This is a genomic window from Salisediminibacterium halotolerans (assembly GCF_003814815.1).
Taxonomy (GTDB): domain Bacteria; phylum Bacillota; class Bacilli; order Bacillales; family Salisediminibacteriaceae; genus Salisediminibacterium; species Salisediminibacterium halotolerans.
Map to the genome: position 1 here is coordinate 67,461 of NZ_RKQQ01000005.1, position 26,041 is coordinate 93,501.

At 48.7% G+C, this 26,041-nt stretch carries 33 protein-coding genes; 16 read left to right on the forward strand and 17 right to left on the reverse strand.

Going from position 1 to position 26,041, the window contains the following annotated elements; genetic code table 11:
* Nucleotides 1-37: 37 nt before the first annotated feature.
* Complete coding sequence (locus EDD67_RS09920; RefSeq protein ID WP_121439891.1) at nucleotides 38-1,081, reverse strand: YVTN family beta-propeller repeat protein; 1,044 nt, start codon at nucleotides 1,079-1,081, stop codon at nucleotides 38-40.
* Nucleotides 1,082-1,286: 205 nt separating this feature from the next.
* On the opposite strand from EDD67_RS09920, the gene EDD67_RS09925 reads away from it, so the two are divergent.
* The 5 genes from EDD67_RS09925 to EDD67_RS09945 all read left to right on the forward strand — a co-directional run bounded on the left by EDD67_RS09925 (nucleotide 1,287) and on the right by EDD67_RS09945 (nucleotide 4,482).
* On the forward strand, nucleotides 1,287-2,321 hold the full coding sequence (locus EDD67_RS09925) for a sulfurtransferase (protein ID WP_121439892.1): 1,035 nt from the start codon (nucleotides 1,287-1,289) through the stop codon (nucleotides 2,319-2,321).
* 17 nt (nucleotides 2,322-2,338) lie between these two features.
* The gene (locus EDD67_RS09930; RefSeq protein WP_121439893.1) at nucleotides 2,339-2,704 is read left to right on the forward strand and encodes a rhodanese-like domain-containing protein; all 366 of its coding nucleotides are present in this window, start codon (nucleotides 2,339-2,341) and stop codon (nucleotides 2,702-2,704) included.
* A gap of 16 nt (nucleotides 2,705-2,720) precedes the next feature.
* Nucleotides 2,721-2,981 (forward strand): sulfurtransferase TusA family protein, encoded by a 261-nt coding sequence (locus EDD67_RS09935; RefSeq protein WP_121439894.1) that lies wholly within the window; start codon nucleotides 2,721-2,723, stop codon nucleotides 2,979-2,981.
* A 72-nt stretch (nucleotides 2,982-3,053) separates the two neighbouring features.
* Entirely contained in the window at nucleotides 3,054-4,172 is a 1,119-nt protein-coding gene (locus EDD67_RS09940) for a YeeE/YedE family protein (RefSeq protein WP_158638215.1), read from the forward strand.
* Nucleotides 4,173-4,299: 127 nt separating this feature from the next.
* Nucleotides 4,300-4,482 (forward strand): hypothetical protein, encoded by a 183-nt coding sequence (locus tag EDD67_RS09945; RefSeq protein WP_121439896.1) that lies wholly within the window; start codon nucleotides 4,300-4,302, stop codon nucleotides 4,480-4,482.
* Between the two features lie 41 nt (nucleotides 4,483-4,523).
* Here EDD67_RS09945 and EDD67_RS09950 read toward each other — a convergent pair whose 3' ends face one another.
* The gene (locus EDD67_RS09950) at nucleotides 4,524-5,081 is read right to left on the reverse strand and encodes a YflT domain-containing protein (protein ID WP_121439897.1); all 558 of its coding nucleotides are present in this window, start codon (nucleotides 5,079-5,081) and stop codon (nucleotides 4,524-4,526) included.
* A 144-nt stretch (nucleotides 5,082-5,225) separates the two neighbouring features.
* On the opposite strand from EDD67_RS09950, the gene EDD67_RS09955 reads away from it, so the two are divergent.
* Nucleotides 5,226-5,684 carry a metal-dependent hydrolase gene (locus EDD67_RS09955; protein WP_121439898.1) on the forward strand — a complete coding sequence of 153 codons (459 nt, stop codon included), beginning with the start codon at nucleotides 5,226-5,228 and terminating at the stop codon, nucleotides 5,682-5,684.
* A gap of 64 nt (nucleotides 5,685-5,748) precedes the next feature.
* Here EDD67_RS09955 and EDD67_RS09960 read toward each other — a convergent pair whose 3' ends face one another.
* Both EDD67_RS09960 and cypC read right to left on the reverse strand, forming a co-directional pair.
* Complete coding sequence (locus EDD67_RS09960; protein WP_121439899.1) at nucleotides 5,749-6,093, reverse strand: YflT domain-containing protein; 345 nt, start codon at nucleotides 6,091-6,093, stop codon at nucleotides 5,749-5,751.
* Between the two features lie 38 nt (nucleotides 6,094-6,131).
* A complete protein-coding gene (gene cypC, locus EDD67_RS09965; protein ID WP_121439900.1) occupies nucleotides 6,132-7,400 on the reverse strand; it encodes a CYP152 family fatty-acid peroxygenase CypC in 1,269 nt (422 codons plus the stop codon).
* Between the two features lie 173 nt (nucleotides 7,401-7,573).
* Between cypC and EDD67_RS09970 the strand changes: the two genes are divergently transcribed.
* Together EDD67_RS09970 and EDD67_RS13950 are read left to right on the forward strand one after the other, a co-directional pair.
* Nucleotides 7,574-8,953: an MATE family efflux transporter gene (locus EDD67_RS09970; RefSeq protein ID WP_121439901.1), complete on the forward strand. Its 1,380-nt coding sequence runs from the start codon at nucleotides 7,574-7,576 to the stop codon at nucleotides 8,951-8,953.
* 45 nt (nucleotides 8,954-8,998) lie between these two features.
* Nucleotides 8,999-9,163, forward strand: a complete 165-nt coding sequence (locus EDD67_RS13950; protein WP_154718755.1) for a hypothetical protein — start codon at nucleotides 8,999-9,001, stop codon at nucleotides 9,161-9,163.
* Between the two features lie 551 nt (nucleotides 9,164-9,714).
* Here EDD67_RS13950 and EDD67_RS13955 read toward each other — a convergent pair.
* From EDD67_RS13955 to EDD67_RS09985, 4 genes are all read right to left on the reverse strand, one after another.
* On the reverse strand, nucleotides 9,715-9,873 hold the full coding sequence (locus tag EDD67_RS13955; protein WP_154718756.1) for a hypothetical protein: 159 nt from the start codon (nucleotides 9,871-9,873) through the stop codon (nucleotides 9,715-9,717).
* A 96-nt stretch (nucleotides 9,874-9,969) separates the two neighbouring features.
* The gene (locus tag EDD67_RS09975; RefSeq protein WP_093075387.1) at nucleotides 9,970-10,737 is read right to left on the reverse strand and encodes an SDR family NAD(P)-dependent oxidoreductase; all 768 of its coding nucleotides are present in this window, start codon (nucleotides 10,735-10,737) and stop codon (nucleotides 9,970-9,972) included.
* Between the two features lie 140 nt (nucleotides 10,738-10,877).
* Nucleotides 10,878-11,726, reverse strand: a complete 849-nt coding sequence (locus EDD67_RS09980) for a thiamine pyrophosphate-dependent enzyme (RefSeq protein WP_121439902.1) — start codon at nucleotides 11,724-11,726, stop codon at nucleotides 10,878-10,880.
* A complete protein-coding gene (locus EDD67_RS09985) occupies nucleotides 11,726-13,477 on the reverse strand; it encodes a 2-oxoacid:acceptor oxidoreductase subunit alpha (RefSeq protein ID WP_121439903.1) in 1,752 nt (583 codons plus the stop codon). Before EDD67_RS09985 ends, EDD67_RS09980 begins: the two co-directional genes overlap by 1 nt.
* A 152-nt stretch (nucleotides 13,478-13,629) precedes the next feature.
* On the opposite strand from EDD67_RS09985, the gene EDD67_RS09990 reads away from it, so the two are divergent.
* The 6 genes from EDD67_RS09990 to EDD67_RS13960 are packed head-to-tail and all read left to right on the forward strand — an operon-like array spanning nucleotide 13,630 to nucleotide 16,991.
* Nucleotides 13,630-13,944, forward strand: coding sequence for a hypothetical protein (locus tag EDD67_RS09990; protein WP_121439904.1), 315 nt, complete (start codon nucleotides 13,630-13,632; stop codon nucleotides 13,942-13,944).
* The gene (gene phnD, locus EDD67_RS09995; protein WP_121439905.1) at nucleotides 13,941-14,819 is read left to right on the forward strand and encodes a phosphate/phosphite/phosphonate ABC transporter substrate-binding protein; all 879 of its coding nucleotides are present in this window, start codon (nucleotides 13,941-13,943) and stop codon (nucleotides 14,817-14,819) included. The genes EDD67_RS09990 and phnD overlap by 4 nt, the downstream gene beginning before the upstream one ends.
* The gene (locus EDD67_RS10000; RefSeq protein WP_242006016.1) at nucleotides 14,812-15,606 is read left to right on the forward strand and encodes a PhnE/PtxC family ABC transporter permease; all 795 of its coding nucleotides are present in this window, start codon (nucleotides 14,812-14,814) and stop codon (nucleotides 15,604-15,606) included. Before phnD ends, EDD67_RS10000 begins: the two co-directional genes overlap by 8 nt.
* A complete protein-coding gene (gene phnC, locus EDD67_RS10005) occupies nucleotides 15,606-16,346 on the forward strand; it encodes a phosphonate ABC transporter ATP-binding protein (protein ID WP_121439906.1) in 741 nt (246 codons plus the stop codon). The genes EDD67_RS10000 and phnC overlap by 1 nt, the downstream gene beginning before the upstream one ends.
* Complete coding sequence (locus tag EDD67_RS10010; RefSeq protein WP_121439907.1) at nucleotides 16,333-16,800, forward strand: hypothetical protein; 468 nt, start codon at nucleotides 16,333-16,335, stop codon at nucleotides 16,798-16,800. The genes phnC and EDD67_RS10010 overlap by 14 nt, the downstream gene beginning before the upstream one ends.
* A gap of 14 nt (nucleotides 16,801-16,814) precedes the next feature.
* Complete coding sequence (locus EDD67_RS13960; protein ID WP_154718757.1) at nucleotides 16,815-16,991, forward strand: hypothetical protein; 177 nt, start codon at nucleotides 16,815-16,817, stop codon at nucleotides 16,989-16,991.
* 6 nt (nucleotides 16,992-16,997) lie between these two features.
* On the opposite strand, the gene EDD67_RS10015 is transcribed toward EDD67_RS13960, so the two are convergent.
* Nucleotides 16,998-17,450 (reverse strand): MarR family winged helix-turn-helix transcriptional regulator, encoded by a 453-nt coding sequence (locus EDD67_RS10015; RefSeq protein WP_121439908.1) that lies wholly within the window; start codon nucleotides 17,448-17,450, stop codon nucleotides 16,998-17,000.
* A 114-nt stretch (nucleotides 17,451-17,564) separates the two neighbouring features.
* Between EDD67_RS10015 and EDD67_RS10020 the strand changes: the two genes are divergently transcribed.
* Together EDD67_RS10020 and EDD67_RS10025 are read left to right on the forward strand one after the other, a co-directional pair.
* The gene (locus tag EDD67_RS10020) at nucleotides 17,565-18,491 is read left to right on the forward strand and encodes an ATP-binding cassette domain-containing protein (RefSeq protein WP_318272075.1); all 927 of its coding nucleotides are present in this window, start codon (nucleotides 17,565-17,567) and stop codon (nucleotides 18,489-18,491) included.
* Between the two features lie 15 nt (nucleotides 18,492-18,506).
* On the forward strand, nucleotides 18,507-19,334 hold the full coding sequence (locus EDD67_RS10025) for an ABC transporter permease (RefSeq protein ID WP_121439910.1): 828 nt from the start codon (nucleotides 18,507-18,509) through the stop codon (nucleotides 19,332-19,334).
* Between the two features lie 45 nt (nucleotides 19,335-19,379).
* Here EDD67_RS10025 and EDD67_RS10030 read toward each other — a convergent pair whose 3' ends face one another.
* The 8 genes from EDD67_RS10030 to EDD67_RS10065 form a co-directional block, all read right to left on the reverse strand.
* Nucleotides 19,380-20,045: a response regulator transcription factor gene (locus tag EDD67_RS10030; protein ID WP_121439911.1), complete on the reverse strand. Its 666-nt coding sequence runs from the start codon at nucleotides 20,043-20,045 to the stop codon at nucleotides 19,380-19,382.
* Nucleotides 20,023-21,420 (reverse strand): sensor histidine kinase, encoded by a 1,398-nt coding sequence (locus EDD67_RS10035; protein ID WP_121439912.1) that lies wholly within the window; start codon nucleotides 21,418-21,420, stop codon nucleotides 20,023-20,025. The genes EDD67_RS10030 and EDD67_RS10035 overlap by 23 nt, the downstream gene beginning before the upstream one ends.
* Nucleotides 21,410-21,649, reverse strand: a complete 240-nt coding sequence (locus tag EDD67_RS10040; protein ID WP_121439913.1) for an SHOCT domain-containing protein — start codon at nucleotides 21,647-21,649, stop codon at nucleotides 21,410-21,412. The genes EDD67_RS10035 and EDD67_RS10040 overlap by 11 nt, the downstream gene beginning before the upstream one ends.
* A gap of 47 nt (nucleotides 21,650-21,696) precedes the next feature.
* Nucleotides 21,697-22,020 carry an SHOCT domain-containing protein gene (locus EDD67_RS10045; protein ID WP_199739599.1) on the reverse strand — a complete coding sequence of 108 codons (324 nt, stop codon included), beginning with the start codon at nucleotides 22,018-22,020 and terminating at the stop codon, nucleotides 21,697-21,699.
* A 101-nt stretch (nucleotides 22,021-22,121) separates the two neighbouring features.
* Nucleotides 22,122-22,394 carry a hypothetical protein gene (locus EDD67_RS10050; protein WP_123875835.1) on the reverse strand — a complete coding sequence of 91 codons (273 nt, stop codon included), beginning with the start codon at nucleotides 22,392-22,394 and terminating at the stop codon, nucleotides 22,122-22,124.
* Nucleotides 22,395-22,443: 49 nt separating this feature from the next.
* On the reverse strand, nucleotides 22,444-23,439 hold the full coding sequence (locus tag EDD67_RS10055) for an LLM class flavin-dependent oxidoreductase (protein ID WP_121439914.1): 996 nt from the start codon (nucleotides 23,437-23,439) through the stop codon (nucleotides 22,444-22,446).
* A 90-nt stretch (nucleotides 23,440-23,529) separates the two neighbouring features.
* Nucleotides 23,530-25,128: an ABC transporter permease gene (locus EDD67_RS10060; RefSeq protein ID WP_121439915.1), complete on the reverse strand. Its 1,599-nt coding sequence runs from the start codon at nucleotides 25,126-25,128 to the stop codon at nucleotides 23,530-23,532.
* Nucleotides 25,121-26,035, reverse strand: coding sequence for an ABC transporter ATP-binding protein (locus EDD67_RS10065; RefSeq protein WP_121439916.1), 915 nt, complete (start codon nucleotides 26,033-26,035; stop codon nucleotides 25,121-25,123). The genes EDD67_RS10060 and EDD67_RS10065 overlap by 8 nt, the downstream gene beginning before the upstream one ends.
* Nucleotides 26,036-26,041: the final 6 nt, after the last annotated feature.

Sequence of the window (26,041 nt, forward strand, 5' to 3'; positions counted from 1 at the left end):
CGTTTTTTGATGCAGGCGTTTTGTTTATTGGCAGCGATCAGCAGCTTCCTCCCGCTCCCGGCAACGCTTTGATCTCAATACCGTGCGGGTTGTCGCCGACGGTGATCCGCTCTTCGTCAGTGAATCCGTCCATCGCAATAACGGCAACTTCGTCGCTGTCTGCAAGTGTCACATAAACTCTAGATTCTTCACGGTTAAAGGACAGATGCCTCGCGCCCGGCAAGTCCTCAATCGTCTCCGTTACCTCCCCTGATTCGAGATCGACAAGAGTGAGGGTGTCGCTTTCCATCCCGGAAACGACCGCTTGCTCCCCGTCCTCAGTAATGGCAATATCTGTCGCTCCGTCTGTCACCTCGATATCACGCACGTGTTCGCCGTCGTCGGGATCAAATTCCTGCAGCAGACCGGCGTCACTTGCGGCGACGTACAAGGAATCATTTGCCGCAGCGACAACACGGGGAACCTCAGCCGTTTCGATAGTTTCTGTCACTTCTAATGTTTCGGTATCAACGATATGAAGTTGGTCGTTTTCATGATCGGTCACGTAAAGTTCGCCGTTTTCCAAGATCGGATAATTGGCGGATGCATCGGCCCCCAGATCGATTTGTTCATCGACTTCTCCGTTTTCAAGATGAACGACATCGACGTACTGATCATTGACGGTAGCGACGAAAAGCGTGTTATTATCAGCGGCTAATGCCATGCCGTGCGGAGTCGGGCCGACTTCGATTTCATCGGTTGCTTCCAGCTCCTGCGTATCGATGATTTCAACGGTGCTGTCATCTTGGTTTGCGACAAACGCTTCGCGCATCGTGCTGGCAAAGGTGACGGTTGTCGGGCGGGCCCCTGTCTCAATTGTGCCCGCGACGTCACTGTTCGGAATATCAATGATCGAAATTTCATCATGATCTTCACTCGGAACGTAAAATTGCACGGACGATAAGTCGCCGGCAGCGTTATCATCCGTTTGACCGTTTTCGTTTTGGTTGTTGCCGTCTTCATCTCCGCTGCTTTCTTCCATTGCACAGCCGGCGGTGAAAAATAAAGCGCTTATCGCTGTGCTGAAAACGATTTTCTTCATCAATAATCAAACCTTTCTATTTGAGCGTTCAATTCCTACTTTTTAAATCGGGATTAAACCGCTGGAAGAAGGTGCTTTATGACCTGATATATCAGCGATCGATCGATATTTACAGCATACAATAAAATGATTTTAAAATAAACCCTTTTAATCTTATCGGGATTATTGTATTGTGAGGATACCAACAACGAAGGAGGCACACACGATGAAACGAATGAACCGAACCGCATTAACCTTGATAGCCGGAGCGATGGTTCTCACCGCGTGCGGCAACGATGATGACACAGAAGCCGGCGCAGACGAAAACGGCAATGCGGACGTTAATCTTAGCAATAACGAAGAAAATGAAGCGGATACTGATACAGAAGACGACAGCAATGAGAGCGCCGCCCCCGCACAGCCGTCAGATTATCCAAATGAGGATTTGCTTGTCGATACCGATTGGGTAGAAGAACATATCGATGACGACGACGTTCAATTTGTTGATATGCGCGATGAAGGCTTCGAAGGCGGTCACATTCCCGGCGCAGTTAACACAACGTGGCAAGATTTAAACGATATGGACCACGGAGTTGACGGGATGATTCTCGACGCGGATGAATATGCGGAAAAAATTGAGGAGCTCGGGATCAGCGATGATACGACGGTTGTCGCCTATGATGACGGAACCGGAACCGGTCCCGCACGCCTGTTTTATGGATTGGAATACTACGGCCACGATGATGTGCGAATTTTAAACGGCGGTTTCCAGGCATGGAACGCCGAAGGGCGCGACATTGATTCCGGCGAAGCGGACGTCGAGACCGGTGAATTCGAAGCGGAAGCGAGAGAAGAAACGACAGTCGACCTCGACTATACCGAAGAATCGATTGACGATGAAAACTCAGTCTTGCTTGATGTCCGTTCAGACAAAGAATTCAGCGGCGAGGATGTTCGGACCGATCGCGGCGGCCACATTCCGACTGCTGTGAATCTTCCTTGGACAGAAGCTTTGCACGACGGCGAGATTGAATATTTAAAAGCGCCGGATGAACTGGAAGAGCTCTATGCTGCTGAAGGTATTACAGCCGATGAAGAAGAAATCATCGTGTATTGCCAGACGAACGTGCGCGCCGTCCATACGTACTTTACCTTGCGTCTGCTTGGATTTGATAATATCGTTGCTTATGAAGGATCTTGGTCGGAATGGGGCAATGACCCGGATGTACCGATCGACAATCCATCGGAAGATAACGAGTAAGAAAGGGGCAAATAATCATGGCGCATTATGTAGAAGGTATTAAGCAGCTCAGTTTCAGCGAGGTGAAGGAACTTTTTGATCAGTCGGTTAAAACGCCGATTTTGATCGATGTCCGTGAATTGGAAGAATATACGGAAGCGCATATCCCGGGGATTCCGCTCATTCCGATGAGCGAGATCGCCAACCGTGCGGGGGACTTTGCCAAAGATGAAGAATACGTATTTGTCTGCCGCAGCGGGCGCCGCAGCCACGAGGTCGCGAAGTTTTTTCAGGAAAACGGAGTTGATAAAGTCGCGAATTATGAAGGCGGTATGCTTGAATGGGACGGACCGGTTGAAACCGGCGAAGAGCACGTTGTGAAAAAAATCAGCGAGTTATATTAAAGGAGGAGAGCGGCTCATGGCTTTAGGCGAAAAAGAATTGGAAGCTTTGGAACCGGATCATATAGTCGACGGGATCGGCGAAGTGTGCCCGCATACACTGAACTTGGCTTTAGACGGTTTAAAAAAAGCGAAACCGGGTGAAACGGTGATGGAAGTGACCGATCATTCGATCGCGACGAAGACGATTCCTGCCGCTGTTAAAATGCGAAAAAATGCCGAACATCTCGGGACGGTCAATTCCGGCAGTGAATATAAAATTTATTTAAAAAAACTGTAGACAGATGAGAATGAAGGGAGACCGCCGAGCGGATGCCGGCGGTTTTTTCTTTACATAGGAGGGATGTTGACGATGTTTACGATTGAAATGTTTATATTAGCAGCTGCTTTTGGTTTAACATACGGATTTTTACTGCAAAAAGCGGATTTTTGTTTCGTCGCATCCGTGCGAGATTTTATCAGTGTCGGCGATAGCCGCACCGGCAAAGGGGTCCTCGTTTTGATGGCAACGGCCTTAATCGGCTGGGGGGTTGTCTTAACGTTCGGATTTGCATCGCTGGATGAGCTTTGGACAGTGCCGTTTGGTTTGTCGAACTTGATCGGCGGACTGCTGTTCGGTATCGGCATGACGATTGCCGGAAGCTGCGCGTCCGGTACGCTTTACCGCTCGGGGATGGGCTATGTTCACTTTTGGATTGTCCTCGCGTGTATGATTGCAGGGAATCTATTATTTTCGTTTATTTATGATCCATGGGCGATTGACTATTTCTTTGAACCGCTCGCGACAGACGGAGGATATAGTCTGTATGAGATGAATACGCCGTTTTTAATTTTGCCGCTCGTTATCGTCGCCATCATGCTTTTGCTTACAATCAAGCGCTTTGGTGTCGGCGGATTCCTCCAAGGAGTCAAGGATTCTCTGACGGATTGGCAAGGCAATCCGTTTAAACAGCAGCACTGGGACGTCCGGTTTTGTGCATTTTTAATGGGAATTACAGCGACGATTCAATTTGCCGTGTTTTCAAATATCAGCGTAACCGGTCCGGAGACTCGAATGGGCGGTGTGATTCTCGGCTCGATTTTCGGCGAGGACGCGGTATACAACAATATGTATTTAAACGAAATGTTCGCCGGTTATCCGTCTGTCGGTCTTGGTCCAGAAGAGGCGCTCGTGATTTTTATTTTGGTTGGAGCGATGATCTCCGCGTTATTAAGCGGCAGTTTCAAAATCCGTTTTCCAAAGGCGAAGCGTTTACCTTATGCGATCGGCGGCGGTTTGTTAATGGGCGTTGCCTCGCGGATGGCTCCGGGGTGTAATATTGCCAATGTTATCGCCGGCGTCGGCGGAATGTCGATCGCCAGCTTTATCGCAATTATCGGCATGGCTTTAGGCGTCTTTATTGCGACGGCTTACATTTTCAAGATGCCGCTGTTATTATTTCATAATTTTGATGATGAAGAAACGGTCTGATAAACGACACTGAATCCCTCTCGCATAAGCGAGGGGGATCTTTTCGATTGTCTCTTGATATTTTCTGCACAGGTCCGCTTTACACTGTGAATATAGAAGATTAAGAAACTGAAAGGATGAGAGTTCAATGATATATGCCATTTTTATCACCGTCGCTGTTTTAGGCGGGCTCGGTTACTTGTTTTGGATGTCCGACCGGGAAGACGAAGGCGATGATGTCCGTGCAGAAGCTGAGTATGAGATTTTATTTGAAAAGTTTATGCGCGGACGTCTCACCGAGCCGGAATATCGCCGTCAGCTAATAGACTGATATGCAAAAAAAGCCGCGCTAATAGCTGCGGCTTTTTCAGGTTAACGGTCGCGGTTTTCCGGTTTGACGTCGGTGTCTTGCGAATACTGCGGCGCTTCTTCTTTGTATTCGACCGGATCTTCCGCACTCATCGGATCGCCTGTTTGGCTCGGCCGGTCCGGGTCAATCTCACCGGCATCGGCCGGAACGGCAGTACTGGCTACAACGGGCGAGAGAACGACGATTTTTCCGTCGGCAACATCTTTTTGATACTGTTCGGCGTGGTTTTCCGGAATGCCGTAATCGGTAAACTGAAAGGGATCTTTAATACTGTTGGCGGTTGTATCCCCTTTGAACTCGGTTTTCCCTTTAAAGGCGGTTTTCACTTTTTCGATAAAGGAAAGTTCTTCTTCTGGCTCTTCGTCCGGTACGGATTTTTCGTCTTCATCAGCTAGTTTCTCAGTTTTAACAAGCGTATGGTCACGGAGCCAAGAGGTGGTTTCACTGTCGCCGGAGACCAAAATGATTTCTTCCGGCCGATGCCCCTTTAACTGCAGTTCTTCCACGGCTTCGATAACTTTTTCCTCCGAATCATATACCCCGACAACTTGTTTGTTCATAAGCGATCCGCTCCTTTTCTGTATACTGTCTTACCTTCCGATTCCCTTTATAAACAGGTTGTGAAACAAAAAATCCAGCTTGAATACCGGGGTGTCATCTTGTAAGATACGATCGTAACCAGCCAGACGCTAAAGGAGAAAATCATGAATTATACAGCACATGTCGTCACAGCCGCAGCCGGGTTAACAGCGACTGCTTCGTACGGTTGGATGCCTGATTTGTCCGTTTGGATCATCACGGGCACGGCCGCCGGCGCTTTGCTGCCGGATATCGATGCCGCCCGCTCGTGGATCGGCCGGCGGATTCCCGTACTCTCACACACGGTTTCGTTTTTGTTCGGCCACCGGGGCGTCACCCACAGCATATTGCCTGTCGCTGCGCTTATTGCCGCCGCGTCCGTCTATTCGTCCGGCTTTTTAATCGGCCTGACGTTCGGTTATGCGATGCATGTCGCTTGCGACATGTTTTCCAAAGCAGGAGTGCCTTTGTTTGCTCCCTTTATTACGAAACGATTTGCGATTCCGCTTTATCGCACCGGCGGAATGAGCGAGTATGTCATTGTAATGGCCTCGCTTTACGGCCTGTATGTTTATTGGCCGTGAGAAAACGGCGGATATCAGAGAACAAAAGCCCGCTTGCAGATGCAAGGGGCTTTTGTTTGCGCGGCTAAATGCCGGTTCCGTCCGGCACATCTTTTAAAATAACGAGCACTTTGCCTTGATCCAGTTTGTCTTCTAATTCATCGGCAGTGTGATCTTCAAACCCGATTTCCATCAGCCTCGCACGGAGTTCATCGCCTTTTTTGCGCACGAGATTTTTCGCAACCGTGCCGATGTTTTCTTCATCTAAACCGATCACATTTGCGTCTGCGTTATCAGCCACGCGTTTTGTCCGTTCTTCATCATGGGTTAAAATGTAAATGTTGTTCGGCGAAACGCCTTTTTCTTTAAGGTTCGTTACAGCATCAACGACTTCCAAGTCATCATAAAATTCGCGGTAATTCGGCTGCATATCAGCACACTCCTTTTTTTAAACAGTTTGAGCCGCGATTAATGAACGGTGTCTTTACGTTTAACATTCTTCATGCGTATGCCGCTCGCGGGGAGGGCGGGAATTTCAGCCAAACTGTAAGATAAATCTTGTTCGGGAAGCGTATAGTTGAGCTTATGGGCGATGTAATCAAGACTGACTTTCATTAAATCGATTGTCACCCATTCGCCGGCACAGCGGTGTCCGAGGTCGAATTCCCCGCCGCCTTGCGGAATGAAATTAAACGGACTTTCATCCCAGTCGGCAAAGCGATCCGGCGCAAACGTTTCCGGGTTCTTCCAATCTCCGGGGTGGTGATTCGTTCCGTACAAATCAAGCAGGGTTAAAGTTTCTTCTTCAAATTCATAGCCGTTCCAGCTAAAGTTTTTATTCACCCTCGCAGCCGTGAACGGGAAGAATGGATAAAAGCGTCTTACTTCTTGAATAAACCATTCAAGCCGTTTCTCTTCGCGTGTGTGAAGCTTCTCCTTTTCGTTCGGGTACTCGTGAAGTGCGAGTGCTGTAAAGACAACATAGACAGAAATCGCCACGAGCGGCCGTATCAAGTTTAATAACTCTACAGCGACCGTTTGTTCATCAAGCTTTTCGTTGTTATGATCAAGATGATGTGAAAACTTGTAAAGCGGCGTGTGTTCCGGAACATCACGGGTTTCGTTGCGGACGTCACGAATGTATTGTTTCACCCAATCTTCCAGCTCGGATCGATCGCGGCGCGCTTTCAAATGGCTCATGCTCACTTCTGCCGAAGATTCAAACAGTTCTTGCAGCTGGCCGGCGCGGGTGTCGACTTCGTCATCGCCGAGCGGAATGCCCGTCCACTCACAAGCTGTTTGCGTAAAGATCCGGTTGATCTCATCATATAGGACGATTTCATCGCGGTTTTCCCAAGCAGCGGCTGCAGCATCCCAATACTTTTCTGTTAAGTCCCTTACGCGTGCTAATTGCTCTTGCGACATAACATCCATAAACATCGCTTTACGATGGCGGTGAGCTTCACCGTCAAGCGCTTGCACCCCGCCGTCGCCAAAAAGGACTTTTTTAACCGGTTCGGGCGCAGCTCCTTCGCGCTTAAATTTTTCTGTATCGTAAAACAGTTCGGCAGCCTCGCTTCCGGTTAAACAGATCACTTTTTCTCCTAAAAGCTTCGTTTCGAATACATTTGAATCAAACGCCTGTTTACGGTTGATAATAAAACTGTATCCTTCGCGCAGCAGTTTCAGGCTGTGATCGAGCCCTTTTTCATAAGGCATTTGTTGTTGTTTTTCCATCGTTGTCCTCCTTGTAAAACTGGTTATTTCCTGTATTTACCTGATGAGCGAACGTTAAAACGTTTTTACTAAAAATTGGTCTGATGGTTGGACACGGGCTGATTCGCTTTGTAAACGAGGAGATCTTCTGTACAATAAGGCAGGGATGAATTGATAAAGAAGGACGGCTTGCTATGTACCACGCTGAGACGACAAAAGAAAAAATGAAATTGTTTTTAACGATTCTCTGGCCGATTATGACAACACAGCTAAGTCTGTTTGCAATGAATCTCGTTGATACGATGATGTCCGGCCGGGCGGGAACGGACGATTTAGCCGGTGTTGCGATTGGTTCGAGTTTATGGATGCCGGTATTTACCGCCGTCAATGGGATTTTACTGGCGATGACGACGATTATCGCGCAGCTGATGGGCCGCGGGCGCAGCGATCACGTTCATGCGTCTGTTACCCAAGCTTTATACTTAGGCGCGGCGCTGACAGCGGCGGTTTTATTAACCGGTACAGCGGGTTTAAATACCGTTTTGCAATCGATGTCGCTTGCTCCTGCTGTATATGATATTGCCTTTCGATATTTAATCGGATTGTCGTTTGGAATTTTGCCGCTGTTTTTGTTTTTTGTTTTGCGCAATTTTTTTGACGGGCAAGGTTTAACGAGGATTACAATGTATATTTTGTTACTCGCGCTGCCCGTTAATATTACTGCGAACTACGGTTTGATTTTCGGAAATTTCGGGCTGCCGGAATTGGGCGGAGTCGGCGCGGGGTATGCAACCGCGATCACGTATTGGACGATGTTTTTGCTCGGGGCGCTGATGACGTTTCGGCTTCAAGTCGTCCGCCATTACAAGCTGTTTAGCAATTGGGTGAAGCCGTCGCTGACAGCTTGGAAAGAACAATTGGCGTTGGGAATTCCGATGGGGTTATCGCTCTTTTTTGAAGCGAGCATATTCTCGGTCGTAACCTTGCTGATCGGCGTGATGTTTGCGACCGAAACGATTGCAGCGAATCAAATTGTTCTCAATTTCACGTCGTTAATCTTTATGATTCCGTTGAGCATCTCGATGGCGATTACGATCGTTGTCGGCTTTTCTGTCGGCGGCAAACGCTTCGATAATGCCCGGCGCTACAGTGTCATCGGCATCAGCGGCGGCGTCGGGGTGTTAGCGGTCGGAGCGGTGTTCCTTTATTTTTTCCGCGAAACGATCGCTTATTGGTATACAGATGATCCTGATGTCGTGGCGATTGCGATGACGTTGTTTTTAGTCGCGATTGTTTACCAGCTCTCCGATGCCCTCCAGTCCGGATTGCAAGGTGTTCTGCGCGGATACAAAGATGTTACGCTGCCGTTTTACATTGCGTTTGTGTCGTATTGGCTCTTAGGACTGCCGGTCGGCTACAGTCTCGCTTCCTTTACAACCCTCGGTCCGATCGGGTTCTGGATCGGGATCACTATAGGGCTGACAAGTGCGGCGGCCGGTTTTGCACTCCGTTTAAAAACAGTTCAGCGCAGAGCTGATGAAATTGACAACGAAGAGCGAAGAAGTAATAACTGAAACAGCATACATTGATCAGCACGTGTAAAAAGGACGGTGAGAAACGTGGACACAATTAAAAGCAAAGCTTTATCGATTTTTTCTATGGGAGAAGGGATTGTCAAAGAAGAAGAATTCGAAGCTGTGATGGAAGAATTGGCGAATTATAACGGCGTCTACCGCGTCGGTACGCGAATGAACGGATTGGTAGCGATTCATAAACGTTCGTAAGCCGGCGGATGCGGGACGGACGTGACTATGAACATTGCTCAATCATTTAACCCGGATCCGGGCAGATTGTAGACAAATTATTATTTTGACGTAAGCCACGCAGCCACTAACCTCCGCTTGCCCCGGGCAAGGACTCAGCTAGTATTCGGCGGCCTCGGACCGCCGAATCCGGATCTTCGTCTCTTGCTTTCGAGGCCGCTGAAAAAGTTCTGGATAATCGAAGTTGGTGTTTATTTATGAGTCGCATAGAATACAGAATATTATGAGCCCTCCGCAAACTCGCTTGCCGCGGGCAACGCCTCAGCCTCCTCAGAAGCGAAACCGCTTCTTGTGGGGTCTTCTGCTCCTGCGGTTACTCGTCGCAAATACATTGGCAGTTGCTTTTCCCGCAGGCGTCGAGTTTGCTCCGGTCTCATAATACATCCCAATCTATAAAAAAGAATAATTATGCAGACAGCCAATTGATCATTTACTTTTTCAGCAGCCTCCTTGCTTTCCCGGAGGCGTCGGAGGAGTGGATGCGTAGCTTTCTTTTTATCAATAAACTCGTTTTAAAAAAGAGGATGACCCAGCATCCCGGCGTTCGCCCGCGGACTAGTAAGACACGGCGAAGTCTTTTTGAGCCGATGTCGCAGTGATACCTTCAGGTGAAAGAAGCCGGACGATGCGCAGTCATCCGTTTCTTTTAATATGACATCTATCGATGTCATGACTTTATCAACACTCAGCCCGGATCCGAGCACGGATCCGGGCTGATGAACGTCGTTATGAGAAAGGGAAACATCATTGTGTCCGCTGCGTCTCGTTTAATTCGGATTCATTCCCCCGTCGACGGTGTATTGACTGCCCGTAATATAAGAAGCTTTATCGGATGCTAAAAATAACATGAGCTGGGCAATTTCATCGGCTTCAGCGTATCTTTTCATCGGAATAGCGGCAGCAAAGCCGTCTTTAACACCTTCAGGGTTTTCAGGGTTGATACCGGATTCAATCGAACGCATCATCCGGGTGTTCACCGGTGCAGGACAAACAGCGTTCACGCGGATGCCGTGATCAACAGCTTCGAGTGCCGCTGTCCGTGTCAGACCGATCACCGCGTGTTTAGATGCAATATACGAGGCCATGCCAGGCGAGCCGATCATTCCTCCGACGGAAGCGGTATTAATGATTGATCCGCTTTTGTGCTTTGCCATTGCCGGAATGACATGCTTCAGCCCTAATAAAACGCCCTTAACATTGACGTTAATGACTGCATCAAAATTGGCTGTATCTGTTTCGGTAATCAGTTGGTATTTGCCTTCAATACCGGCGTTATTTACAAAAATATCGATTTTCCCGAGTTTTTCTTCGGCAAAAGTTACATAGTTTTTAACATCAGCTTCATTCGCGACGTCAGCAGCAATTCCAAAACATGTGCCGTGCTCACTTAACTTTTCAGCGCCTTTTTTAACAGCTTCTTCATTTAAATCGACAATCACGACGTCTGCTCCTTCTGCCAGAAAAGCTCGAGCAACCGCTAACCCAATCCCGCCGCCAGCCCCTGTGATAACCGCACTTTTTCCTTTAAGGTCCATGCTTACCACCCCTTTTTTATTATACCTTAATTATAATCTGAATATTCAGATTAATTAAGGGTTTTGCTTGAATCATCGGCAGATATTTGTTTTAAAGGTTTGAACCGTCGGCCGAAAAATAATGTGCACCGTCTTAGTGTTTACACTTGAAACTTCGCTTGAATCGAGCTGAGCAGCTGCTCGTCCATTTCTCCGGATTCAAGTGACTGCATGTCAAAGTCAATCCCGAGTTTTGCTTGAAAATCATCACGCAGTTCTTCGAACAAAATGCCGGTGATGAGACCGTTGTTTTCGCGAATTGCAGCGACAGCCTCGTCTCTTGTTGCAAACGGCTTTTCCGCGATCGTGAGATGTTCTTTATAAAAATCGTACGTGTTCACTTTATTAAATGTGACGCAAGGACTGAAAATATTCACGTGGGAAAACCCGCGGTGTTCAATCGCCCGCTTTAAAATCGTGCTCAGTTCTTTAATGTTGCCGGAGTAGGCCTGTGCCACAAAAGTAGCGCCGTTAACAATCGAGGTGGCGACCGGGTCGACGGGATATTCTTTATTGCTTGACGTACCGGCTTTCGTCGTAAAGCCGTGTTCGCTTCGCGGTGAGGTTTGACCTTTCGTTAAACCGTATATGCTGTTATCCATCACGAAATAGGACATGTCAATGTTTCGCCGCGAGGCATGAACAAAATGGCCGAGTCCGATGCCGTAACCGTCGCCGTCGCCTCCGGAGGCAATCACTTTCAGTTCCGGATTGCCGATCTTCACTCCTTGCGCGACCGGCAAAGAGCGGCCGTGAATCGTGTGAAAGCCGTTGCTGCGAATATATTCCGACACTTTCCCGGAACAGCCGATTCCGGAAATAATCGCAAACTCATGCGGCTCGTAGCCAAGTTCAATGATCGCTTTTTGAATTCCGGCCATAATGCTGAAATGACCGCAACCCGGGCACCAGGTTGAGACGTCTCCGCGCAAGTCTTTCATCGTCGCCATTATGACACCGCCTTTCTCATTTTCGTGATCAATGTTTCGACGAAGAACGGGTTGCCGTCAAATTGGAGGATCGCGTCAGATCGGTCATGAATGGGAAAGTGCTGTTTTAACAAATTCAGCAGCTGGCCGGTGTAATTGTTTTCAATCGTAATAATCCGCTTATTTTCAAACAGCGGCTGAAGCTGATCTTGCGGGAGCGGATAAAGCTGCTGCAAATGCAGGTGAGCGTGGGTTTCGCCGTTTTCACTGTTGAGACGCTTCATCGCTTCTGCGATCGCCCCGTACGTTGAGCCGGTTCCGACTAAGAGAACATCGGCATATTCCGGTTCAATCCCGTCGCTTGATTGCAGTTTAAAAGGTTCATCAATCAGCGCGTGCCGGACTTTTTCTAATCGCTTTGTCATCATTTTGGTGCGTATTTCCGGATCTTCTGTAATATATCCGTCTTCACTGTGTTCATTCGAACTCGTTAAGTGGATCGCTTTTTCCATGCCCGGTTTCGGCCGGGGCGAAATCCCGTCTTCTGTCAAGCGGTAACGGCTGAAAAATTCTTCGCCGAATGCGGCGGCTTCTTTGTCGCTTAAAAGTTTGCCGCGGTCAATCGCCACTCTTTTCGCGTCGAACGACGGCACGGTCATTTTGTTCATCGAAAGTCCGAGATCAAGTGCGACAATCACCGGGCACTGGTACTTTTCCGCAAGGTTAAAACTTTCGGCTGCGAGGTAGAAGGCGTCTTCAATCGTGGCCGGATACAAAACCATTCGCGGAATTTCCCCGTGTGTGCCGTAGATCATCTGCTGCAGATCGCTTTGTTCGTGTTTGGTCGGAAGCCCGGTCGACGGACCGCCGCGCTGAGAATTAACGATCACAATCGGAACTTCGCTCATGCCGGCCATCCCAAGCGCTTCTGTTTTCAGGCTTAAACCGGGGCCGGAGGTGCTCGTCATGGCCCGGACGCCGCTGTAATTCGCTCCGATGGCAAAGCAGATGCCGGCAATTTCATCTTCCACTTGCATCACGGTGCCGCCGACAGCGGGAAGTTCCTTGGCGAGCCACTCCATAATTTCGCTCGCCGGTGTAATCGGATACGCGCTTAAAAACCGGCACCCGGCCATTAAACTGCCGTAGCCTGTCGCTTCGTTGCCGGAAATGAACAGCTGATCCGTCAGCTCAGCCGCCCCGAGCGGAGATATTCGGTGCGGAAGGTATTCGTCTGTCAGTTCATACCCCTTTTGCAAGGCATCGATATTAAGCCGGACGATGTCGTCGCCTTTTTTTCCGTACACATTTCGGATAAAGGAATGCAACAGCTCTTTTGGCAGGTCGAGAAGGGCAGAGCTGATGCCGATCGCAATCATGTTTTGCACCATCGCATTGCCGAGCTCTTTTGCGAGTGACTTCATTGGCACGGTCAAGAGGTCGTAATCGGACTCCCCTTGGTGAAGCAACACGGACGTCTCTGTTCCTTCTTGAATCACAACCGCCCGCTCAGCTAAAAACGGTTCGTTTTTTAGCAAAGATTCATTATCGAGACAAAGAAGAATATCGACTTGATCACCGGGGTAATAGTTGCGCTCTTTCGTGGCGTTTAACTTAAAGTTCGAATGCCCGCCTTTAATCCGTGACATAAACTGCTTATACGTCGACACCGAGTAGCCGTGTTTGACTAACGCTTTAGCAAAGAGTTCACCGGTCGAATCGACGCCTTCGCCCTGCTGCCCGCCGACCATCCATTCAACAGCCTCTCTCATAAAGTTCCCTCCTTCATTTATCTTCAGAAAATTCGCTATTTTCAGTTTACCACATATACGGTAAAAGCGCTTACATTTTCCGGCTGCTTTCGTCAAAATAGCAACATCATGGTAGAATAAACGGTAACGTTTAAGGAAGGAGCGATTCCGCAATGGATGATAATCACGAACAATCGCGCGAAGAACAGATCATAAACAGTTTTAAGCAAGATGAAAAAATGATGGCGCACGTTTATGCCCAGTGGTGCGTCAATCACGGGATCGACCCGGCAGAGTTATACCGTGAGGCTTACGGAACAGCGGATTCGCAAGTGCTGCACGAAGCGATGGCATTGACAGTGCCGAAGGAAGAAGCGGGCGATATTGCGACAGAGACGTTGCTCGGCGTTCTCTCGCTTTACGGCAACGACGACCTTGCTGAACAAGTGACGAAAAAAGCCGAAGAGAAGGGGCTGAAGGAGAGATGAAAAGATGGTTAGCAGCTGCCGCGCTGCCGATAAGCGCGGTCCTCGCAGGTTGCGGGGAAGAAGATGAGTTTGAGGTGGCGGTGATTCCGTCCCAGTCGATCGGCGAAATGGAAACAGGATTGAACTTGCTGGAGGAAGAATTATCAGAAGCCTTGGCAAAAGACGTCGATGTCGAACACTACCCGAGTTATAACGCCGTCGTTGAAGCCGTCAATTATGCTCACGTCGATCTTGCTTATTTCGGTCCGGTGACCTATTTAGCGGCGTATGAAGAAAGCGGAGCAGAGGCGGTGATTACTCAAGAAATCGACGGCGATCCGTATTATCACTCTTATATTTTAACGCAGCCGGATGCACCGTGGGATTCCCTCGACGACTTACTGGAGAATCCAGAGGAGATTTCATTCGCCTTTGGGAGTCAATCATCAACATCAGGGTTTGCTGTTCCCGGGTTCGAACTGCTTGAGCGCGGTGTGTATGAAAGCGAAAGCACGTACGCGTTTGCCGAGGTGCGCTTTACCGGATCACATGACATTACAGCCAATGCGGTCGCTGAAGCGGATGTGGATGCGGGGGCGATTGACAGTGCGATTTACAATGCTCTTTTAGACGATGAGCTGATTGATGAGAACGATTTTAAAATCCTTTGGGAGTCGGAACCGCTTTATCAATATCCGTGGGCCGTTCCCGGCGGAACTGATGAAACAGCGGTTGAGGAGATTCAAGAAGCTTTTTTAGCGATCGACAACGAGGAGATTTTACAAATTTTCGGCGGAGCGGAGGCTTTTACCGAAGCGTCACATGATGAGTATGAGAGCGTGCTCGAAGCGGCGCGGGCATTTGATTTACTCGATCCGGAGGAAATCGATGACTGATGAAAGGTCAAAGCCGTCTGCCTTTTTCCTCTGGTTTCCCCGGCGTATGTTTGTTTATGCCGCCGTTATTCTCGCATTAATGATAATCAGTGCGATCGGCGCGGATGTTTCATTGGCATCGCTGTTTCAGCTCGGCAATACGTGGTATTTTATCACGGCGAACTTTTGGCCGCTTCGCATTGAATTGACGCCTTATTTATTGGAACAGTCGCTCGTGACATTATCCGTCGCTTTTTTAGGCACGGCAGGAGCTCTGCTTGTTGCTTTGCCGCTCAGTTTTGCGGCAGCAGAGAACACGTCCCATACAGCGGGCGGGTTTTACGGCGTCCGTTCTGCACTCAGTGTCACGCGGTCGGTCCCGGAAATCGTTTTCGGGCTGGTGTTTGTTGTTTCGCTTGGCTTGGGCCCGTTTGCTGCTCTTTTGGCCATATTCCTGCATAATGTCGCGGTTTTAGGAAAGCTCGTCGCCGAACTGATTGAATCAGCGGATAAAGGACCGCAAGAAGCGATGCTGTCGGTCGGGGCAGGCAGGCGGATCGGTCAGTTATTTGCGATTATTCCGCAAATCTGGCCTGATGTTTTGTCGCAGTATTTTTACCGCTTTGAAGTGGCTATCCGTACATCGCTCGTGCTCGGGATGATCGGCGGCGGAGGACTCGGCCAGAGCCTGATGAATTATTACAACAGTCTCGCCTACGATGCGATGGCGACGGCGATCGTGCTCATTATGGTCTTAGTGATTGCTGTCGATCTTTTCGGCGGGTATGTCCGAAAGCGGGTGATATAATGCTCGATTTACAAAACGTTTTTGTAAAATATCAGCCGGGGGATTTACCGGCGTTAAACGATGTGACGTTTCAAGCTGAGCGGGGCGAATTCATCTGCGTACTCGGACGCAGCGGTGCCGGCAAATCAACGCTTGTCCGCACGATCAACGGACTCCAACAGCCTTCATCCGGAACCGTTACGGTTTTAGGAAAAAAGGTTGCTGCGCTCTCATCGAAAGAGCAGCGTCTGTTGCGTGCGGATATCGGCATGATCTTTCAGCATTTTCAGCTGATTCCCCGATTGACAGCAAGGCAAAATATTTATACCGGCATGTTCGGGCGCCGTCCGTCATGGAAAAATCTCACCGGTATTTTTGCAACCGCGGATCACCGCCGAGCATCCGAGGCGATTGAAAGCGTCGGTCTGACAGGTTTCGAACAGCGCCGGGCAGAAAATTTAAGCGGCGGACAAAAGCAGCGCGTCGGGATTGCACGGGCGCTCGTGCAAAACCCATTGATGCTATTGGGCGATGAACCGTTCGCAAGCCTTGATCCGACGACATCCAATGAAATTTTTCAATTGCTGGCCGATTTACACGAACAACAAGACTGGCTGACGATTGCAAATGTGCACAACATTGAGCTTGCGAAAAAGTTCGCCTCGCGCATAATCGGAATGAAGGACGGAAAAATCGTCTTTGACGGTTCGCCGGCTGAAATGACAGAAGCAGAGTTGGAGGCAATTTATGCATCAAAATGACAAGCCAGGATTAAGTAAATATGCGCCTCTTTTGTCAGCTTCGGCGGTGCTCGTGTTGATCTTGATTGTTACGGTTTCTGCAGAGATCAATTTGACAGGCTATCAATACAGCTACACGCAACAAACACAGGAACTGACCGTGAAAGACGGATGGAGCAACCCGGACATCGGCACATTTACGTTGACGGAGAATAATATCGCGGCGGCAATTGAACTCATGCACGCCGTCGATCAGGCCGACACGTTCATGTATGTCAATGTCATCTTGCTGATTTTATTTACCGCTGTATTCGCGTTGTTCAGGTATGTGCCTTCTTTTGCATCAGGAAAAATGAAAAAGTATATTTGGCTTTACGTCTTATTGTTTATTTTTGTCCTGCTCTGGAGTATAACAACGCATATGGATATGAATGCGCAAATCAGTTATTATTTGGATATGCTTGAAGAAAACTAACGGGGAGGTGTTCGGTGATGGAAATGGTCGGCGGCTTGTTTGCCCTGTTCGGGCTATTCTTATCTTTAATCCCGCTTGTGATTGCGATTTTGCTCGTAGTTTGGGTATACCAAATTCGGCAAAATTCCGTGGAACAAGTGAAGCAAAACAATGAAATTATAAAGCTGTTAAAAAATGACCGGCCTGAGTAAGGCCGGTTATTCGTTTAATTTCCCGATCACATCGTGTAAATCGGCCACTGCCCGGGACAACTTCTCCCGATCTTCCTCGGTGAGCGCAGCGAGTTTGTATTCGACGTCCGTTTCGATGATTTCTTTTTTTTCCGCGAGAAAACTTTGTCCGTCCGCGGTTAATTCGATGAGGATCGCGCGTTTATCATCCGGATCTTGGGACCGGGTGATATAGTTGTAGTCAAACAGTTTGTTTAAGAGCGGTGTCAGGTTCGATTTTTTGACGGCGATTTTTTTTGCGATATCTGTGGTGCGGATGCTCCCGGCGTCTTCGACGATATGCAAAATATGAAAATGAGTATGATGAAGCGGTGAATCATGCAAAATATGCACCGGACCGAAGAGTTTTTTCGACATATGCGGAAAGATCGATAAGGTTTGTTCAACAAGCTCTCTTGTGTTCGTCGCTGAGTCAGGCATCAATCATTCTCCTTTAAAAGAGTGTTTAAGTTGACTTTTGCACGTTCAAAGTCAATAATGATCATTAGTTATTATATCATAACTATCAGTGGAGGAGGAGTTGGCGTGCAAGCGATGATTGAAGTTCGCGGGCTCACAAAAACATATAAAGAAACGGATGCTGTGAAAGGAATCAGCTTTGATGTTGAAGAAGGCGAGATCTTTGGTTTTCTCGGCCCGAACGGCGCGGGGAAAAGCACGACGATTAACATGATTTGCACGATGCTGAAACCGACGTCCGGCGATATATTGATTAACGGGTATGACGTCAGCAAAGAAAAAAATCGTGTGCGCGAGAGCATCGGCCTGATTTTTCAGCAAAACACCCTGGATACAAAATTAACCGCGAATGAAAACTTGAAGTTTCATTGCCGGTTTTATAACGTTCCGAAAAACGTCCGGGAAGAACGGATTCAAGAAGTGCTCGCAATTGTTGACCTGACCGAATCGCGTTACAGCAAAGTCGAGACCTTTTCCGGCGGGATGCAGCGGCGTCTCGAAATTGCCCGCGGGCTCCTTCATTACCCGCGTGTGCTGTTTTTGGATGAGCCGACTGTCGGACTCGATCCGCAAACACGCGCGCATTTATGGGAGTATATATTAAAGCTGAAAAAAGAACAAGGGATCACGATGTTTTTGACCACGCATTATTTGGATGAAGCTGAAATCAGCGACCGGGTGGCGATTATGGACAAAGGTCAAATCATAGCGGTTGATCGGCCGTCAAAGCTGAAAGATCAATTAGGCGGCGATATTATTGAACTTTCGACAAATGATAATGATCAGGCGTTAAAGGAAATTCATGAAAACGTTCAAGATGCCGAGGTTACGGTTCATGAAGGCACGATTCATATAAAAGTGGCGAGCAGCGACGCGTTTATCTCGTCATTTTTGAAGTCATTGTCGATTCCGGTTACGAAGTTAAATATCCGCAAGCCGACGTTAAATGACGTATTCATGGCTTTTACCGGCCGCAACATCGGCGAAGCAGGCGACATATAAGGAGGCCGACGGTTTATGGAAGGTGTATTAGCGATTTGGCAGCGCGATATTACGAAGTTTTTTCGTGATAAGGCCCGGCTGTTTGGATCCTTTACGATGCCGGTTTTGTTTTTGCTCATTTTCGGCGGCGGTATGAGCGGAACGATGGAAACGATGATGGCGGGCAATATGGGTGAAACAGCAGCGGATTTCAATTATATCGAGTTTGTTTTTCCGGGCATCGTATCGATGACTTTGCTCATGACATCGGTATTTTCCGCTTTGTCGATTATTGAAGATAAAGATTTCGGTTATATGAAAGAAATTCTTGTATCGCCGGTTTCGCGCATCAGTATTGCTGTCGGGAAAATGTTCGGCGCAGCCAGTGTCGCGACGATTCAAGGTGTGATATTGTTTGCGCTTATTCCGTTTCTCGGGCTGTCTTACGACCCGTTATCTGTGTTGCAAGTGATTCCGTTTATGTTTTTGCTCGCATGCGCTTTGTCGGGCCTCGGCTTGCTGTTTGCCAGTTTGATCCGTTCAACGCAAGGGTTTCAGATGACTGTGAATATCCTCGTGATGCCGATGATCTTTTTGTCCGGCGCGCTTTTCCCGGTCAATAACCTGCCTGGCTGGATGGAAGCGGTAGTGACTGTCAATCCGGTGACGTACGGCGTGCATGTGATGAAAAATGTCATGGTCGATGTTGAAAATACCCCTGCAGAAGTGGCGGAAGCGATGGGGCTGAATTTATCCGTCTTCGGGCAGGAAGTGACGGTTTTTGGGGCTGTCGTGTTTATCTTGATATTCGCCGTGCTGCTCGCTTTATTGGCGACGAAAAGTTTCAGCCGCGCAAATGCATAATCATTAAGCGGACCTGCGCAGTTAAACCTGCCGCAGGTCCGCTTTTTATATCCATTTATATCCGACACCCCACACAGTGTGAAGGTAATCGTCAATCGGAAAACCGGCTTTGCGGATTTTTTCACGGAGATTGCGAACGTGCGAATCGACCGTTCGCCCTTCGGTATCCGAATCAAATCCCCAAATTAATTCTATCAGCTGTTCACGGCTGAAAACTTTATTCGGATGTTTCATCAAATAGCCGAGCATAGCAAATTCTTTCGGTGTCAGAGCGACCGGGGTGTTTTGATAGCGCAGTTCATGTGTGATCCCGTTCCATGTCAACCCGTCAATCTCGACAACATCCCCTTGCGAAAAACGGCGCAGCAGTGCGCCGATACGCGCGGTCAGTTCGTTTTCATCAAACGGCTTTGTAACGTAATCATCGGCGCCGAGTTTGAGACCTTTGACAATGTCAGGCTTTTGATCACGAGCTGAAACCATAATGATCGGCACGTCGCTGATGCTGCGGATATCGGTACACGTTTCCCAACCATCACAGTCCGGCATCATAATGTCCAGGAGGACGAGGTCAAAATCGTGTTCGGCGATTTTATCGACAGCGTCTTCTCCGGATGTCGTCGATGTGATCTTATGCTGATAAGGGGTCAAATAAAGTGTCAGTAAATCAATCATTCGCTGCTCGTCGTCAACGATCAGAATATGCGCCATCGTGATCCTCCTTTTTAAGGGAAATAATCATTTCTGTTCCTTTGCCGACCGTGCTCTTAGCTTCAATTGAACCGCCGTGTGCTTCAATGATTTTTTTGACGATCGCAAGGCCGATCCCTGATCCGCCGAACTCACGCGATCGCGATTTATCGACGCGGTAAAGCCGGTCGAATAAATAAGGCAAATGATGTTTCGCAATCCCTTCCCCTTGATCAGACAGGTTGATCGTAATCTCGTTTTCGCCTTCTGCGACAATAATGTGAATGTCGCTCGACTGACGGGAGTACTTGACGGCATTATCGACGAGATTCAAAATCACTTGTTGAAAACGTTCTGGATCGATATCGGCATAAAGGTTTTCAGGGCAGCGGATGTTTAACGTCATGCCCTTTTCTTTCAAGAGCGGCTCCATCATCTTGGCAACGGCGTCGATCGGCTGACGGATCGGCAATCGCTGTTTCTCAATCGAAAACGTGTTTTGATCGAGTTTCGCGAGTTCAAACAAATTGTTGACGAGTTTGTTCATTTGCTCCGCTTCTTCTTTTAAAATCGCTAAATATTTAGCCCGGTCTTTTTCTTCGGTAGCTTCACGCCCGGCCATGTCGGCATAGCCCTTTAAATACGTCAGCGGTGTTCTCAGTTCGTGAGCGATACTCGCTAAAAAGTCGTTGCGCTCTTGTTTGACTTTTTCAAGATCTTGCGCGAGTTTGCGAATGGAGAATTCGAGTTCACCGAGTTCGTCGTTGCGCACATAGCCGAGGGTAATATCGAGTTCTCCTTTCGACATCCGTTCAGTTGCTTCGCGCATCCGTACGATCGGGGCAGTAATGAACCTTGTCAGTAAGAAGATCGTACCCGCTGTCAACGCAAGCGTCAGGATACCGGCCAAAATAAATTGGTTCGTCAATTGATTGATAATCGTCCGGATATTGCCTGCATCCGAAAGCATGTAAACGTAACCTTCAATTTCATCATTGATGACAATCGGGCTTTCGGAAACGACGTAAGGGTCGTTGCGCCAATCATCTGAAAGGATCCGGCCTTCATGCGGACCGGTGTCTGTATGAGCCATTAACGACGCCATTTCTGAGGTGACCGGTTCGGAAGACTCGATGACACGGTTATGTTCATCAGTGATCGCAACGGTATTCGGCGCATTCGTCTCCATAACAGCGACGTGATGCACCGTGTCTTCATTGAAACTTTGTTCGAGCACATCCCGGTGATTATCCCCGCGAATTAATATGCCGTTGAGCAGTTCATCGACCCGGTCGTTCACTAGGTTGAAGTATAAAAAGATAAACAAAATGGATTCAATAATTAAAATAAAGACAAAAAACAGCAGGCCGATTTTTAAGGACAGTTTATTTTTCATGATTTTCGCCGTCTTTATCGGTGATTTTTCTTTTCAGCCGGTCGTAGTCTTCTTCACTGATTTCGCCTTTAGCGAGCTGTTCATTAAGGATATCGAGCGCCGATTTTTGGTTTTTGGAACCCTTGAGGAAGTAACGGATTAAATAAATGCCGATGCCGGCTAACAAAAGCAGGTAGACTAACATGATAAATAAGATCCAAATCGGCGGACCGTGACCGAATCCGTGCATACGCTCTTCTCCTCCTTCTTGTGCCTTAGTGCTTGATTCTCATTTTATCATGAACGCGATTCTAGCGTCTTTTTCTTTCGTTCGTATTCTTCTTCACTGATTTCGCCTTTTGCATAGCGTTCATCGAGGATCGCGAGTGCATTGCTCTGTTTTCTTTCGGCGGATGTTTTGTCTGTTGTGCTGCGGACGATCCATACAACAAGATAAACGATCAGAAGTATCAAGCCGAGCATCAGCAGGAAGCCAAAGATCCCGCCGCCAAGATGCATCCATCCCCAATCGCTGTTGTTCATCATCATCGTAATCACCCTTTCGTAAATGGTGATTTCAGTATAAGCGATAAATATCGAGATTTTATGCACAAGCAGCATAAAAAACCTGCTGGAAATGGCAGGTTTTAGATTGTAGACAAATTATTCTTTTCACGTGTCACGCAGCCACTAACCTCCGCTTGCCCCGGGCAAGGACTCAGCTAGTATTCGGCGGCCTGAGGCCGCCGAATACGGATCTTCGTTTCTTGCTTTCCCGGAGGCGTCGGAGGAGTGGATGCATGGCTTCCTTTACTATGAATAAACTCGATTCGAAGAAGGAGGATGACCCAGCATCCCGGCTTTCTCCTGCGGGATAGCGAGACAGACGAGACCCTGCAGGGCCAAGCCCGAAGCGGCCCGGCGCTCGCCCGCGGAAAGAAGCCGGACGATGCGTAGTAATCCGTTCCTTTTAACATGACATCTAACGATGTCATGATTTTGTCTACAGTCTGAAACCTGACGGAAATGGCAGGTTTTTCTCATTCAATCGAGCAGCTCGCGCGCCAAAAGCCGGTAAACGTTAAGCCGTTTTTCCTGCGAATGCGGAATACTGCAAATCATCGCTTCATCATAGCCGTAATAGTCCTGTTCATAGCGGAGCTGTTCGGCGACATCCTTGGCGGATCCGACCAAGTGCAGCTTGCGGTTTTCTTCAATCCGCATACGGTCCATCTCCGTAAGCGGATACTCAGCCGCTTCTTCCGGGGTGATCACCGGGGAGATTTCCCCGCGCATCAGTTTCAACCTGGCAATATCCTGCGGCCCGGATTCAAATTCTGCTTCGTCGGCTGTTTCTGCTGTTGTCACCATATACGAAACATTGATATACGGTTTTTCCATAAATACAGAAGGTTCAAAATTGTTTCGATACGCAGCGAGAATGTCCGGTGTCATTTCGCCGTTAAAAAACTGCGCAAACGAGTAACCGACACCCATTCTCGCTGCGCGCTGCGCGCTGTTGCCGCTTGACCCGAGGAGCCAAGCTTGCGGCAGCTGGACGGCTGCGGGCATGGCCGGAGTTTTGCTGTACAAATCGTCGGCCGGTTTCTCGTCATTGATCATCGTCAGCGCCTGAGAAAATTTCTCGTACATATTATGAACCATCGGCTGCCGCCCTTCTGAGAGGGCATAAACTGAAAAATTGTCGCCTCCGGGAGCGCGGCCGACACCGAAATCGATCCTTCCGGGCGCTAAGGCGCTGAGCGTTTTAAACACTTCAGCGAGTTTCAAAGGGGAATAATGCATCATCATCACGCCGCCGGTTCCGATCCGGATCTGCTCGGTTTTGGCCGCTAAGTGTGCAGCGGTGATTTCCGGAGCGGAACTGGCAAAAGCATGCGTGCCGTGATGTTCGGCCATCCACATCCGGTCATAGCCGAGCTGATCGGTTAGCAGAGCGAGTTCTTCGGCTTTTGTGACGGCATCAGGGGGATGATTTCCTTTCGTAACGGGTGCTTGATCCAATACACTGAGTTTCATACATCCATCGTACTCCTTTTTTTCTGGCTGACAGTTCCCATCCTATCGGCATCGCTCGAACAAAAGCAAACGATTAAACTGAAAGGAGTATTAATCGATATCGCGCCGCCGAAATCCGGCGAAACCGAGCGCGCATAATACAGCAGCGATCACACTCAGCGTAATAAGCGGAAGAGCGGTAATCGTTTCCGCCGGAGCTTCCGGGATATGCCCGAACGGAGTGATATAACCGTACCAATCATGCAAATCAAGCAAATTGCCGAGGTAAAGAACAAAAAACGTGTAAAGGATATACAGCCAAACGCCTGTTAATAACTTAGGCGCAAACCCGATTAGAAAAGCCGCCAAACCAATCATCACAAATGCAGCCGGGAAAAACACCATCCCGGAGCTGATGATCGTAGTAAACGACAGACCTTCGTCCATCGAGGCATCGCCGGCAGCCCATAGGCCGAGTGTTGCGAGAAACATCATCAGTGCGCCGTTAAAAAGGGCAAACGTTAAGTACGCTCCGAATAGTTGATGTCTCGATACAGCCCGGCCGAGCAGATGTTCAAGCCGTTCATGGCGTTCTTCGCTGCGCAGTTTATTCATCGCCATAACGGGCGGGATCACAGCTACAATGGCAATCACTACAAAAAGTGTCGGGAGAAACTGCTCAGCTAGTGTCAAGTCTTCTTCCGGAGCGAGCATTTGCTGAATCATTTCATTGGATGCAAAGAAGGTTTCCATGTCTTCGAGGACGGAGCCGTAAGACACTCCGAGAACTGCCATCCCGGCCGCCCACGCAATCAACCCGGTACGCTGCAGGCGCAATGCTAAACCGAGCGGATGCAAAAGAAGGCGGGAAGCGGTTCGTTTGCCTGTTCTTTCCGGTAAAAACCCGCGCTGTAAGTCGCGGATGGCATTTAAATAATAGGCGGCCACGAAAAGCAATAAAGCTGCGCCAATCATTATCAACAGCAGATGCCATTGATTGCTCGTATATACTTCCGCTTTTGTCACCCAGCCAAACGGCGAAAGCCAGGACAAATCGTCGTTAACGACATCCGTCACTGCGCGGAACAAATAGGCGCCCAGTAAAACAGCGATCGACATCCCTGTCGCGCTTCGGGTGTTGGCAGACAGTTGAGCGAATACGGCAGCAACACCGGCGAAAAAAAACGCGGATGCGCCGAGGAGCGCCCCGTAGAGCAATGAGCCGGCTACTGTCACACTGTCGATGTTTAAAGCGGCGAGGCCGAAGCCGATGACGAGAGCAAGCACAACGGCTAGCAAAAGCTGCACAAGCACCGCTGCATGTAAGTAAGCCATGCGCCCGGTCGGAAGCGCTTGAATCAGTTCCAGTTTCCCGTCCTCTTCATCACCGCGCGTATGACGCATGATGAGAAGAATGCCCATTAAACCGGCAATAACCGCCGTCATTAAGAGCATTTGATGGGCTGTCATCGCGGCGACCGTATAATTGTCTAAATCGCCGGGACCGACCATCGCTGTCATCGCAGGATTCGTCATCGTTTCGGCCACCGCCTGGCGTTCTTGATCGGAGCTGTACAAATTTGCAAGAGCCGCCGGAACAATCAGTGTAAAAAATGTCAGCCCGACAAGCCACCAGAGCATCCGCAAACGATCAAGCCGGAAAATAAATGTTGCCAGCGCTCCGGTATTGGAAAAGGATTGATTAGTCATCCGTTTCACCTCCGGACGGAACCTCCTTTTTTCCTTCATAGTGCCGCATAAATAAATCTTCCAGTTTCGGCGGGGCGCTTTCGATTTTTTCAATGCCAAAACGGCTGATATGGCGGATGATCTCATCAATTTTTTCACTGTCGACTTGAAAAGAAAGACCGTTTTCGCTTTCGTGCACTTCATGCACGCCGTCAAAGAAGGTTAGGTCTGTCAGCGGTGTTTTCGTTTTAACGAGCAAGTGCGTCCGGGTCAAATGGCGGAGGTCAGCAAGCGAACCGCTTTCGATTATCTCCCCTTCACGGATGATCGCAACTCGGTCGCACAGTTTTTCAACTTCGGATAAAATATGGCTCGATAAAAAGATGCATTTGCCTTCCGCCCTTAATTCATTCACGTGTTCTTGAAAGAGCCGTTCCATCAGCGGGTCAAGTCCGGACGTCGGTTCATCGAGAATAAACAAATCTGCGTCGGAGGCCAGCGCGGCAATGAGCCCGACCTTTTGCCGGTTGCCCTTGGAATATGTCCGGCACTTTTTCGTCGGATCGAGGTGAAATTTTTCAATCAGCTGATCCCGTTTGTCTGTATCGATCGTTCCGCGCAGCGACAAAAACAAATCGATGACTTCGCCGCCGGTTAAATTCGGCCACAGGTTGACATCACCGGGCACATAGGCGATCCGCTTGTGGATTTCAACGGCATCAGCCCAGGCATCTTTTCCGAACACAGCAACGTCGCCTTCCGTTTTCTTTAAGATCCCGAGCAACACGCGGATCGTCGTTGTTTTTCCGGAGCCGTTCGGGCCGATAAAGCCTAAAACTTCCCCGCCGTTAACGGTTAAATCAACCCCGTTTAACGCCGTAAATGAACCAAACTTTTTTGTTAAGTTTGTAATACGGATCATTTCCATCGCCAA

Bases quoted from the DNA above. Each gene is read 5' to 3' on its own strand.
- EDD67_RS09920 (WP_121439891.1), bottom strand. From the start codon at position 1,081: ATGAAGAAAATCGTTTTCAGCACAGCGATAAGCGCTTTATTTTTCACC.
- EDD67_RS09925 (WP_121439892.1), top strand. From the start codon at position 1,287: ATGAAACGAATGAACCGAACCGCATTAACCTTGATAGCCGGAGCGATG.
- EDD67_RS09930 (WP_121439893.1), top strand. From the start codon at position 2,339: ATGGCGCATTATGTAGAAGGTATTAAGCAGCTCAGTTTCAGCGAGGTG.
- EDD67_RS09935 (WP_121439894.1), top strand. From the start codon at position 2,721: ATGGCTTTAGGCGAAAAAGAATTGGAAGCTTTGGAACCGGATCATATA.
- EDD67_RS09940 (WP_158638215.1), top strand. From the start codon at position 3,054: ATGTTTACGATTGAAATGTTTATATTAGCAGCTGCTTTTGGTTTAACA.
- EDD67_RS09945 (WP_121439896.1), top strand. From the start codon at position 4,300: ATGATATATGCCATTTTTATCACCGTCGCTGTTTTAGGCGGGCTCGGT.
- EDD67_RS09950 (WP_121439897.1), bottom strand. From the start codon at position 5,081: ATGAACAAACAAGTTGTCGGGGTATATGATTCGGAGGAAAAAGTTATC.
- EDD67_RS09955 (WP_121439898.1), top strand. From the start codon at position 5,226: ATGAATTATACAGCACATGTCGTCACAGCCGCAGCCGGGTTAACAGCG.
- EDD67_RS09960 (WP_121439899.1), bottom strand. From the start codon at position 6,093: ATGCAGCCGAATTACCGCGAATTTTATGATGACTTGGAAGTCGTTGAT.
- cypC (WP_121439900.1), bottom strand. From the start codon at position 7,400: ATGGAAAAACAACAACAAATGCCTTATGAAAAAGGGCTCGATCACAGC.
- EDD67_RS09970 (WP_121439901.1), top strand. From the start codon at position 7,574: ATGTACCACGCTGAGACGACAAAAGAAAAAATGAAATTGTTTTTAACG.
- EDD67_RS13955 (WP_154718756.1), bottom strand. From the start codon at position 9,873: ATGACATCGATAGATGTCATATTAAAAGAAACGGATGACTGCGCATCG.
- EDD67_RS09975 (WP_093075387.1), bottom strand. From the start codon at position 10,737: ATGGACCTTAAAGGAAAAAGTGCGGTTATCACAGGGGCTGGCGGCGGG.
- EDD67_RS09980 (WP_121439902.1), bottom strand. From the start codon at position 11,726: ATGGCGACGATGAAAGACTTGCGCGGAGACGTCTCAACCTGGTGCCCG.
- EDD67_RS09985 (WP_121439903.1), bottom strand. From the start codon at position 13,477: ATGAGAGAGGCTGTTGAATGGATGGTCGGCGGGCAGCAGGGCGAAGGC.
- EDD67_RS09990 (WP_121439904.1), top strand. From the start codon at position 13,630: ATGGATGATAATCACGAACAATCGCGCGAAGAACAGATCATAAACAGT.
- phnD (WP_121439905.1), top strand. From the start codon at position 13,941: ATGAAAAGATGGTTAGCAGCTGCCGCGCTGCCGATAAGCGCGGTCCTC.
- EDD67_RS10000 (WP_242006016.1), top strand. From the start codon at position 14,812: ATGACTGATGAAAGGTCAAAGCCGTCTGCCTTTTTCCTCTGGTTTCCC.
- phnC (WP_121439906.1), top strand. From the start codon at position 15,606: ATGCTCGATTTACAAAACGTTTTTGTAAAATATCAGCCGGGGGATTTA.
- EDD67_RS10010 (WP_121439907.1), top strand. From the start codon at position 16,333: ATGCATCAAAATGACAAGCCAGGATTAAGTAAATATGCGCCTCTTTTG.
- EDD67_RS10015 (WP_121439908.1), bottom strand. From the start codon at position 17,450: ATGCCTGACTCAGCGACGAACACAAGAGAGCTTGTTGAACAAACCTTA.
- EDD67_RS10020 (WP_318272075.1), top strand. From the start codon at position 17,565: ATGATTGAAGTTCGCGGGCTCACAAAAACATATAAAGAAACGGATGCT.
- EDD67_RS10025 (WP_121439910.1), top strand. From the start codon at position 18,507: ATGGAAGGTGTATTAGCGATTTGGCAGCGCGATATTACGAAGTTTTTT.
- EDD67_RS10030 (WP_121439911.1), bottom strand. From the start codon at position 20,045: ATGGCGCATATTCTGATCGTTGACGACGAGCAGCGAATGATTGATTTA.
- EDD67_RS10035 (WP_121439912.1), bottom strand. From the start codon at position 21,420: ATGAAAAATAAACTGTCCTTAAAAATCGGCCTGCTGTTTTTTGTCTTT.
- EDD67_RS10040 (WP_121439913.1), bottom strand. From the start codon at position 21,649: ATGCACGGATTCGGTCACGGTCCGCCGATTTGGATCTTATTTATCATG.
- EDD67_RS10045 (WP_199739599.1), bottom strand. From the start codon at position 22,020: ATGCTGCTTGTGCATAAAATCTCGATATTTATCGCTTATACTGAAATC.
- EDD67_RS10050 (WP_123875835.1), bottom strand. From the start codon at position 22,394: ATGACATCGTTAGATGTCATGTTAAAAGGAACGGATTACTACGCATCG.
- EDD67_RS10055 (WP_121439914.1), bottom strand. From the start codon at position 23,439: ATGAAACTCAGTGTATTGGATCAAGCACCCGTTACGAAAGGAAATCAT.
- EDD67_RS10060 (WP_121439915.1), bottom strand. From the start codon at position 25,128: ATGACTAATCAATCCTTTTCCAATACCGGAGCGCTGGCAACATTTATT.
- EDD67_RS10065 (WP_121439916.1), bottom strand. From the start codon at position 26,035: ATGGAAATGATCCGTATTACAAACTTAACAAAAAAGTTTGGTTCATTT.